This window comes from Phytoactinopolyspora endophytica, assembly GCF_004138495.1.
GTDB lineage: Bacteria > Actinomycetota > Actinomycetes > Jiangellales > Jiangellaceae > Phytoactinopolyspora > Phytoactinopolyspora endophytica.
Window position 1 is genome coordinate 1 of sequence record NZ_ML142868.1, and the last position, 9,307, is coordinate 9,307.

Below are 9,307 nucleotides of genomic sequence, written 5' to 3' on the forward strand. Positions count from 1 at the left end.
ACGTCTGGAACGGACACGGCAACAACCACTTCGACACCCGCATCCGACTCGGACCCGGCTGGACACCCTACTTCCCCGGCTAACCACGCAGAAACGATCAAGGTTCGATCGGGCACGCGAAACGCAACTCATATGGGCGGCGCAACCGTTGGGGTGCGCCGCCCATATCTATCGGAGTCCGTGCCTCAGCCGATCGTCGTCGTGCCTTTCGAGCGCCTACGCACAGGCGGCGGTGTACTCGTACGCGTCCGCCGTCGCGCCGGTCACGCCGACATCGAGCGGTGACACCCCGAGCGATGCCTCCGGGTCCGGCTGGTTGATGACCGCGGTGCGCACGGCTTCGTCGTTCGGGTCGCCCCCGAAGGTGGCCGGCGGCAGGATCTCCTCATAGTCGACCTGCAGGCCGTCGACGGCGGCGCGCACGCCCGCCCGGGTCAGGTCGCCGCTCTCTATCGCCGACTCCAGAGCAGCCTTGATCGGGTACGACCAGACCCAGCCGAAGATGTACCCCTCGTTCGCGGGCAGCTCGCCGCCGAGCGACTCCCGGATCGCCTCGTGGCCGGGGGTTTCGGCGTCGATGCCCTCCCACGGTGCGATGTGTCGGTACACCGCGGTCATCGCCTCGCCGGCGGGTGAGTCCAGCAACGCCGGGTCCCATGTCGGCACCGACCCGAGGAACTGGCCTTCGAAGCCTTCGGCCAGCGCGCCGCCGACGATCGCGGCTGCCTCAGCGGGACCGACCGCCAGCACCACCACGTCCGCGCCGCTGCCGACCACCTGCCCGATCGCGGCATCCTGCGAGCCGACGACGGCATCCGGTGCGGTCTCCACCCATCCGGCGAACTCGGCGTCGTTCGCCTCGGCCCAGGCCTCGGCTCCGGCCGACGAGTCGCCCCCGTAGTCACCGGGGTACCCGACCGCCATCACCGTCGACGGCGGTGCCACGTTCTCGCCGAACCAGTCCAGCCCGATCTGGGCCTCGATGCAGTACGAGTAGCCGGACTCCAGGATCAGGCCCTGGTCGTTCTCGTCGAACGCCCACCCCGACCACCAGGTGGCCGGCGCACCGATCATGTCGTCGGCGTCCATGTCGGACAGGATCGCCTCGGTGGGCTCGGTGCCCAGCGTCTGCGCCAGGGCGACGACGTTCGGCTCGATCTCCCGGTACCGTGCGCTGTGCTCCTGCGGGTCGTACAGCGTGTCGCGGGTGTAGGTCGAGATGTCGACGTCGAAGCCGCCGATGCCGCCCTCGTCGTTGACCCGCTGCCAGAACGCCTCCTGCCCGGCGGTCAACGGGATGCCGAGCGCGGCGAACGGTCCTTCGCTCAAGTCGGACAGGACACCGAGGTAGATGCAGCCGTTGTCGGGGTTGACCGCGTCCGGGCATGGATCCTCGGTGACACCCGTGTCGAAGGTCACGCCGTCTGTCTCGCCCGTGGCCTCAGAGTCTCCGTCTTCCTCGTCTTCGTCGTCGCCCTCGCCGTCTTCGCCTCCCTCGGCGACGTCCGTGGCGCCATCATCGGGCTCGTCATCGTCGTCCACGGCGCACGCGCCGGCGAGCAGCGCCGCCACCCCGGCCACGGCGACGCCCCGGCGCAACATGGCGTGTCTCCTCGGCGATGTTCGGGAGTTGCTCCTCATTGAACTCTCCTTCCTCTGTTCTGTTGTGCGTCTGTGCCGACCGCCTGAGCCGCCGGTGGTTCTCGTCGGGCGCGCGGCACCCGCCGCGTGCGTGGTGTCAGTAGGAGAAGGGCCAGGCCTTCCAGTAGTTGCGGACGCGTACCCACAGCCCGTACAGACCGCGGGGTTCGAGGACGAGGAACAGGACGATCAGCGCTCCGAAGAGCATCGTCTGAAGCTGGAACACGGAAAGGAACCCACTGGACGGGCTGGTCGAGATGAACGGCACCACGTCGGCCAGCTCCGAGACCAGCCGAGGCGTCAGCACCACGAACGCCGCTCCGAGGATCGAACCGCTGATCGTGGCGATCCCGCCGATCAGGATGACGGCCAGCAGGTCGATCGAGAGGAACAGGTCCCAGCTGGTCGGTGTGACCCGGCCGATCACCACCACCAGCAGGGCACCGGCGACACCGGCGTAGAACGACGAGATGGTGAACGCCAAGGTCTTGGTCCGCCGCAACGACACGCCCATCAGGGCTGCCGCCACGTCCCGGTCCCGGACGGCGGCGAACGCCCGGCCCGGCTTGGACCGGACGAGATTCCGCGCCGCCATCGCCATCACCACGAAGATCGCGAAACAGACGAAGTAGAAGACCGCCTCGCGGGACAGGATGTAGCCGAACACGTGGTAACGCGCCCGCAGGTCCAGGCCGAACAACACCGGTTCCGCAGGCGCCCTGCCGACGCCCACTCCCCCGGTGATGGACCTCGCCTCCTTGAAGACGTGCTCGCCGATGAACACCAGCCCGAGCGTCAGGATCGCCAGGTACAGGCCGCGTACCCGGGCGGCCAGCGGCGCGACAACCAGGCCCACCAGCGCCGGGACCACACCGGCCATCGGAAGCCAGACCGCCATGTCGAGGCCGAGACCCACCAGCTCGTCGTCCCCTGCGCCCCCGAACACGGCCGCCGTGTAGGCGCCGAGACCCATGAAGAACGCGTGTCCCAGGGAGACCTGGCCGGCGTAGCCGGTGACCAGGTTGAGCCCGATCCCGGCGATCGCCATGATGAACACCGTCGTCATCAGGCTGGTGAGGTCCCGGCTCAGGAAGAACGGCAGCGCCAGGACGGCGACGACCAGGGCCAGGGTCCACGCGCGTTTGGCCGGCGTGTTCCAGATCGCCTGTTCGGCGGCGTAGCTGGTACGCAGCAGTGGCCGCCCACGGACTGCGCCCGTCGACCGGCCACGTATGACTGTGCCCGTCGATCGGCCACGTGTGACTGTGCCGGCCGTCATACCCGTTCCACCTCCCGGGTGCCGAACAGTCCGTATGGACGGAACGCGAGGACGACGATCATGATCACGTACGGCACCACCACGTCGACGTTGGCGCCCAGCCACTCCGCATACCGGGGCTGGTAGGTCCGGGTCAGCGCCTCGGCGATGCCGATCAGCAGCCCCGCGTAGACGGCGCCCTTGATCGAGTCGAGCCCGCCGACGATGATGACCGGGAGCGCTTTGAGCGCTACCAACGCGGTGATGGCCTCGAACCCGCCCGCTGACGTGCCGACCAGCATCCCCGCCAGCGCCGCCAGCGCCGCGGAGATCCCCCATGCCAGGCTGAACATCCGCCCGACGTTCACGCCCTGCGCCAGGGCGACCTCCTGGTCCATCGAGGTGGCTCGCATGGCCAGGCCCAGCCGCGAACGGGCGAGGAACAGCCCGACCGCGCCGATGGCCACCAGCGAGACCACGATCTTGGCCAGATCTACCTGCGCGACCGACACACCGAACAGCGACGCGCGCTCCAGCCCCCATGGGTCCCCCACGGTGCGTACCTGCGTCCCGATCAGCCGGTGAGCGACGACGAACAGCACCGTCAACACCCCGACCGTGACCATGGCCGCAGCGAACGGCTGCCGGCCGACCATCGGGCGCAGCGCCACCCGTTCGGTGGCCATCCCGACCGCCGCCAGCACCGCCATCGCCGCCAGCACCGCGACCGGGAAAGGCATGCCGACGCCGGTGGCGAAGACCGACGTCGCGTAGGCGCCAAGAATCATCAGCGCCGGCTGGGCGAAGTTGATCACGCCAGTGGCACGGTAGATGATCACGAACCCGACCGCGAGCAGCGCGTAGGTGCTCCCGATGCCCATCCCGCGGACCAGGCCGGAGGAGATCAGCTCGGTCACGAGTGCACCCCCGTCAAGTCTCCGCCCGGGAACTTCGTGGTGTCGCCGTACATGTCGTCGATCAGCTCATCGAAGGCGTCGTGCAGCTGTTCCCGGCGCACCTTCTGGGTGGCGGTCAGCTCGCCGTCGTCGTGATCCAGTTCCTTCGGCAGCATCCTGAACTTGCGGATGTTCTCCACCCGCGCCAGGCCCGCGTTGACGTCCTTGACGACGCCCTGCACCAGGGTCAGCACGTCGGTCTTCTCGGTCAGGTCGCGATACGTGGTGTACGGGATCCGGCGACGCTGCGCCCAGTCCCCCACCGTGTCCAGCTCGATGCCGATCAGGGCGGTCAGGTATCGGCGACGGTCACCGACGACGATCGCCTCCTTGATGAACGGCGAGGTCTTCAGCGCGTTCTCGATCTCCGACGGCGCGACGTTTTTGCCGCCCGCGGTGATGATCACGTCTTTGATCCGGTCGACGATGCGCACGTGGCTGCCGTCGACCCATTCGCCGACGTCCCCGGTGCGCAGCCAGCCGTCGGGGTCCAAGACCTCGGCCGTCTTCTCCTCAAGGCCCCAGTAGCCGGCGAAGTTGCCCGGGTGCCGGGTCATGATCTCGCCGCTGGCCGGGTCGAGCCGCAGCTCGGTCCCGGCGTGCGGCTCCCCCACGGTCCCCAGCTTGACCCGGCCACGGCGGTTACCGGTGGCGACGGCGGAGTTCTCCGTCATGCCGTACGCCTCCCGGATGACGACGCCGATGCCGAAGAAGAACTTCAGGACCTCCGGGGCCACCGGCGCCGCGCCGGAACCGGCGGCGCGGACCTTGCGCAGGCCGATCCGGTCCCGCAGGGCGCGGAAGAGCAGCGGATACCCGAGTGCGTACAAGGCCCGGGTCCGAAACGTGTGATTGCCCTCGTGCCGCACAAGGTCGTCCCCGATCCGCCGGGCCAGCGCCATGCCGGCGCCGTACGCGAGGCGCTTCAACCGAGACGCCCCGCTCATCCGGCTCTGGATCCCGGCGTGGATCTTCTCCCAGATCCGCGGCACGCCGAAGAACAGCGTCGGCTGCACCTCGCGCAGGTCCGCCGCCACCGTATCGATCGACTCGGCGAAGTGCACCGTCGTCCCCGCCCCGGCGTTGATCCAGATGGTCGCGGCGCGCTCCACCACGTGGCAGAGCGGCAGGTAGGACAGGGTCACGTCGTTCTCGTTCGGAGGTGGGTCGTACAGTCCCGGCCCCACCCCCAGCACCTCGGTGGCGAAGTGGACGTTGCGCACGGTGAGCATCGCGCCCTTGGGCGGCCCGGTGGTGCCGGACGTGTAGATCAGGGTCACCACGTCGTCCGGAGTCCTGGCGGCCGCGGCGTCGTCGAGCAGCGTCGGGTGCGCCGCCGCGTGCTCCCGCCCGCGCTCGATCAGCTCCGGCCACGGCATCAGGGTCGGATGGTCATACCCGCGAAGGCCGCGCGGCTCGAGGTAAACGATGTGCTCCAGGTCCGGGCATTGATCCAGCACGGCGAGCGCCTTGTCGACCTGTTCCTGGTCTTCCGCGACCAGGACCCGGGCGCCCGAGTCGCGCAGCAGGTGGGCCACTTCGGCGGTCGGGTTCGTGGAGTACAGGCCGACGCTGATGGCACGGACGGCGACGGCTGCGACGTCGGTGTAGAGCCACTCGGACCGGTTCTCGGAATGAATCGCGACTCTGTCCCCAGGTCCCACGCCGAGGGACACCAGCCCGTGCGCGACGAGGCCCACCTGCTCCCAGTAATCCCGCCAGGTGATGCCCCGCCAGATCCCGAACCGCTTCTCGCGCATGCAGACCCGCTCCGGGTCGAGCCCCGCCCATTCACGCACCCGGTCCGGGATGGTCCGGCAGGTCTGCACTGCAACGGCCGCGGTCACATTCACGACGCCTCGCCCAGGTAAGCCTTGACGACCGCCGGATCGCGTTGCACCTGTGCCGGCGGCCCGAGCGCGATCCGCCGGCCGAAGTCGAGGACGAGCACCTGATCCGCGATGTCCATGACGAGGCCCATCTCGTGCTCGATCATGATCATGGTCACCCCCAGCTCGCCGCGGATGTCGAGGATGAACCGCGCCATGTCCTCGGTCTCCTCCACGTTCATGCCGGCCACCGGCTCGTCGAGGAGCAGCAGTGTGGGCTCCATGGCCAGCGCCCGTCCCAGCTCGACCCGCTTCTTCAACCCGTACGGCAGCATGCCGACGAGGCTGCCGCGGATGGCCTGGATCTCGAGGAAGTCGATGATGTCCTCGACCACCCGCCGGTTCTCCGTCTCGGCGCGTCGCGCCTTGCCGCCGTAGAGCAGCGCGGCGAGTGTCCCGTACCGCAGGTGACGGTGTCTGCCCAGCATGAGGTTGTCCAGCACGGTGAGGTTCTCGAACAGCTCGATGTTCTGGAACATCCGGGCGACGCCGAGCCGGGCGATCACGTCCGGGCGCATGCCACGCAGGTCTTCGCCGCGGTAGCGGATGGTGCCCTCCTGTGGGCGGTACACGCCGGAGAGACAGTTCAGGATCGAGGTCTTCCCCGCCCCGTTCGGCCCGATGATCGCCAGCAGGCTTCCCTCGCCGGCGCCAAAGCCGACGTCCCGGATCGCGGTCGTGCCGCCAAACCGTAGCGTCAGGCCGGCCACGTCCAGCAACGGCTCGGCGAGTGCCGCATCGGGTGCCGCGGTCACGACAGCCACCTCTTCCGCCGCCGGTAATGCTTGACGTCACGGAAGGAGACCGCCCGTTCCTCGGAGAGGCCGAGGTAGAACTCGCGGATGTCGTCGTTCGCCCGCAGCACTTCGGCTGGGGCGTCCATGACCACCTTGCCGGTCTCCATTACGTAGCCGTGCGAGGCGATGGACAGCGCCATGCTGGCGTTCTGCTCGACGAGCAGAACGCCAGTGCCCTGCCGGTTGATCTCCACGATCAGGTCTTTGATGTGCTGGACGAGCCGGGGCGCCAGCCCCAGGCTGGGCTCGTCGAGCAGCAGGTATCGCGGCCGGCTCATCAGCGCCCGGCCGATCGCGAGCATCTGCTGCTCGCCACCGGACAGGTACCCGGCGACCTGCCGACGGCGCTCGGCAAGCACCGGAAACAGCGTGTAGGCCCGTTCCAGGCCGACCGCGACGCTCCGGCGGTCCGCGGCATGCCCGCCGATGCGCAGATTCTCTTCGACGGTCAGCTCGGTGAAGATCCGCCGCCCCTCCATCACCTGCCCGACGCCCGCCGCGACGGTGCCCGGCGCATCGAGGTGATGCAGCGGCTCGTCGTCGAGGGTGATGCCGCCTCTGGTGATCGAGCCCCGGTGTACATCGAGCAGCCCGGTGATCGCGCGCAGCACAGTGGTCTTGCCCGCGCCGTTCGCGCCCAGCAACGCGACGATCGCACCGGCAGGCACCTGAAGGGTGACGTTCTTGAGAACAAGGACGACGTCCTCGTAGACGACGTCGAGATTCTTGACCGCCAGCACCCACGCCTCGTCTCAGTCGTCACGATCGTTGCCGCCACTACCCGGTCGAGAGGCCTACGGCCTCGCTGGCACGTGGTGCATATTCCTACTCGCCAGTAGGTTGCGCTGTCAATGCTTGTTGCCCAGCTGTTTCCAACCTGAAAGGGGTTCCACGGTCCGCCCTATTTCACCGCGCCCGCCGTCAGCCCCCGCACCAACCACCGTTGCGCCGTGGTCGCGAGCACCAGCGCGGGCAACGAGATCAGTGTGCTGGCAGCCATCAGCCCCCCGTAGTCGCTTTGCCCTTCGCCGATGAAGGTGAACGCGATCGCCGGTAGCGGAATCGTGTCGTTGTTCGAGAGTGCGAGCGCGAACAGGAAGTAGTTCCAGGAGAACACGAAACTCAGCGTCACGGCGACGGCAAGGCCCGGTGCGACGAGTGGGAGGGCCACCTTGATGAAACGCGCACCGATCGTCGCCCCGTCGATCATGGCCGCCTCGTCGAGGCTCGCCGGCACGGACTCGAAGAACGGAACGAGCAGCCAGATGCACAGAGGCAGAGTGATCACCACGTGAGCCAGGACCAGCACCGTGTAGTTGAGCGCCGTGTTGCTCGGGGCCCCGACCGCGACGGAGAAGATGAAGAACGGCAGGACGAACATGACTCCTGGCGCCATCCGGGCCAGGAGCATCACGAACGCCAGCCCGGACCATTGCCGCAGGACGATGACGTAGGCGGCGGGCGCACCGAACAGCAGGCCCAAGGCCGTCGACCCGCCGGCGATGATGACGCTGTTGACGATGTACCGGCCGAAGTCGAAGCGATCGAACACCCGCACGAAGTTGTCGGCGGACAAGGCCGAGGTGACGTCAAGCGGTGTGGACGTGATGTCGAGATGTGTACGGAACGCCGACCACAGCATGAACAGGACCGGTCCGAAGAACAGCATGAGCGCCACGAGGTAGCCGACGTAGATGAACAGCGTGCGGCGTCGTCGGGCGGAGACCACGTCAGTACTCAACGGAGAACCTCCTCCGAGCCCAGGTGAACGCCGCAGCCACCAGCAGCACCAGGACGAACAGCGCGAGCTGGAGCGTGGCGGCATAACTGGCGTCTTGGTTGACGAAGGCCGACCGGTAGCCGTAGACGTTCAGGGCATTGGTCGAGTTGACCGGCCCGCCTTGCGTCATCACATAGATCGTGTCGAAGAAGCGGATCAGGTCGACGGTGCGCAGCAACATCGCCACGGTGAGCACCGGAGCCAGCAGCGGCAGACCGATGTGCCAGGCCTTGCGCCAGCCGGACGCGCCGTCGATGCCGGCGGCTTCGAACGGATCGCTCGGTAGCGAGCGTATGCCGGCAGCGATGATCAAGGCCATGAACGGCGTCCACTGCCAGATGTCGACGAGGGCGATCGACCACGGCGCGATGTCGGGATCCCCGAGCCAGACCACCGGGTCGATGCCGAGGCTGCCGAGCAGCCTGTTGGCGACGCCCAGCGACGGATCGTAGATGAGCAGCCACAACAGCCCGACGGCGACCTGCGCGGTGATCGCCGGTATGAGCATGGCGGCCTGGAAGGCCCGTCTCCCCCGCACGTCGACGCTGAGCAGGTAACCGAGTGCGACGCCGAGGATCGTCTCCACGATCAGGCAGAGGATGAACAGGAACATCGTGACCCGCAGCGACTGCCAGAACAGCGGGTCGTCGAACATCCGGGTGATGTTGGCCGCACCGAGGAACCCGGCGTTGCTGCCGTCCGGCTGCCGGTCGGAGACCGACAGCCAGAAGGTGTATCCGATGGGCAGCAGCACGACGACGCCGGTGACCAGGAAGGCGGGAGCGAACAGCCAGGTCGTGCCCTTGAGCCGCGCCTGTGCCGAGGACTGGTGCCGGCGCTGCCGGAGGGCGAGCCGACGCCGGCTCCGGCCGCGTGATGTCCCCGAGCCGCGAGCGCGTGGCGGGCCGGTCGAGACCGCGGGCATCAGCCGTCAGCCTCCAGCAGCGGCGTGAGACCGTCCTGGATCTCCTGCGCCGCTTCCTCCG

At 68.2% G+C, this 9,307-nt stretch carries 8 protein-coding genes; all 8 read right to left on the minus strand.

Annotation, left to right across the window (positions count from 1 at the left end):
• Positions 1 to 216: 216 nt before the first annotated feature.
• Positions 217 to 1,602 (minus strand): ABC transporter substrate-binding protein, encoded by a 1,386-nt coding sequence (locus ELR45_RS28335; RefSeq protein WP_129669311.1) that lies wholly within the window; start codon positions 1,600 to 1,602, stop codon positions 217 to 219.
• Positions 1,603 to 1,738: 136 nt separating this feature from the next.
• The gene (locus ELR45_RS28340; RefSeq protein ID WP_129669312.1) at positions 1,739 to 2,920 is read right to left on the minus strand and encodes a branched-chain amino acid ABC transporter permease; all 1,182 of its coding nucleotides are present in this window, start codon (positions 2,918 to 2,920) and stop codon (positions 1,739 to 1,741) included.
• Positions 2,917 to 3,816, minus strand: a complete 900-nt coding sequence (locus ELR45_RS28345; protein WP_129669313.1) for a branched-chain amino acid ABC transporter permease — start codon at positions 3,814 to 3,816, stop codon at positions 2,917 to 2,919. Before ELR45_RS28345 ends, ELR45_RS28340 begins: the two co-directional genes overlap by 4 nt.
• Entirely contained in the window at positions 3,813 to 5,708 is a 1,896-nt protein-coding gene (locus ELR45_RS28350) for an AMP-dependent synthetase/ligase (RefSeq protein ID WP_205857432.1), read from the minus strand. The genes ELR45_RS28345 and ELR45_RS28350 overlap by 4 nt, the downstream gene beginning before the upstream one ends.
• Positions 5,705 to 6,499, minus strand: coding sequence for an ABC transporter ATP-binding protein (locus tag ELR45_RS28355; RefSeq protein WP_129669314.1), 795 nt, complete (start codon positions 6,497 to 6,499; stop codon positions 5,705 to 5,707). The genes ELR45_RS28350 and ELR45_RS28355 overlap by 4 nt, the downstream gene beginning before the upstream one ends.
• On the minus strand, positions 6,496 to 7,281 hold the full coding sequence (locus tag ELR45_RS28360) for an ABC transporter ATP-binding protein (protein ID WP_129669315.1): 786 nt from the start codon (positions 7,279 to 7,281) through the stop codon (positions 6,496 to 6,498). Before ELR45_RS28360 ends, ELR45_RS28355 begins: the two co-directional genes overlap by 4 nt.
• Positions 7,282 to 7,442: 161 nt before the next feature.
• Positions 7,443 to 8,282: a carbohydrate ABC transporter permease gene (locus tag ELR45_RS28365; protein ID WP_165368182.1), complete on the minus strand. Its 840-nt coding sequence runs from the start codon at positions 8,280 to 8,282 to the stop codon at positions 7,443 to 7,445.
• Entirely contained in the window at positions 8,272 to 9,246 is a 975-nt protein-coding gene (locus ELR45_RS28370; RefSeq protein ID WP_129669317.1) for a carbohydrate ABC transporter permease, read from the minus strand. Before ELR45_RS28370 ends, ELR45_RS28365 begins: the two co-directional genes overlap by 11 nt.
• Positions 9,247 to 9,307 lie beyond the last annotated feature (61 nt).

Excerpts from the sequence above, each read along its gene's own strand:
- ELR45_RS28370 (WP_129669317.1), bottom strand. The coding sequence starts at position 9,246 with ATGCCCGCGGTCTCGACCGGCCCGCCACGCGCTCGCGGCTCGGGGACA.
- ELR45_RS28335 (WP_129669311.1), bottom strand. The coding sequence starts at position 1,602 with ATGTTGCGCCGGGGCGTCGCCGTGGCCGGGGTGGCGGCGCTGCTCGCC.
- ELR45_RS28340 (WP_129669312.1), bottom strand. The coding sequence starts at position 2,920 with ATGACGGCCGGCACAGTCACACGTGGCCGATCGACGGGCACAGTCATA.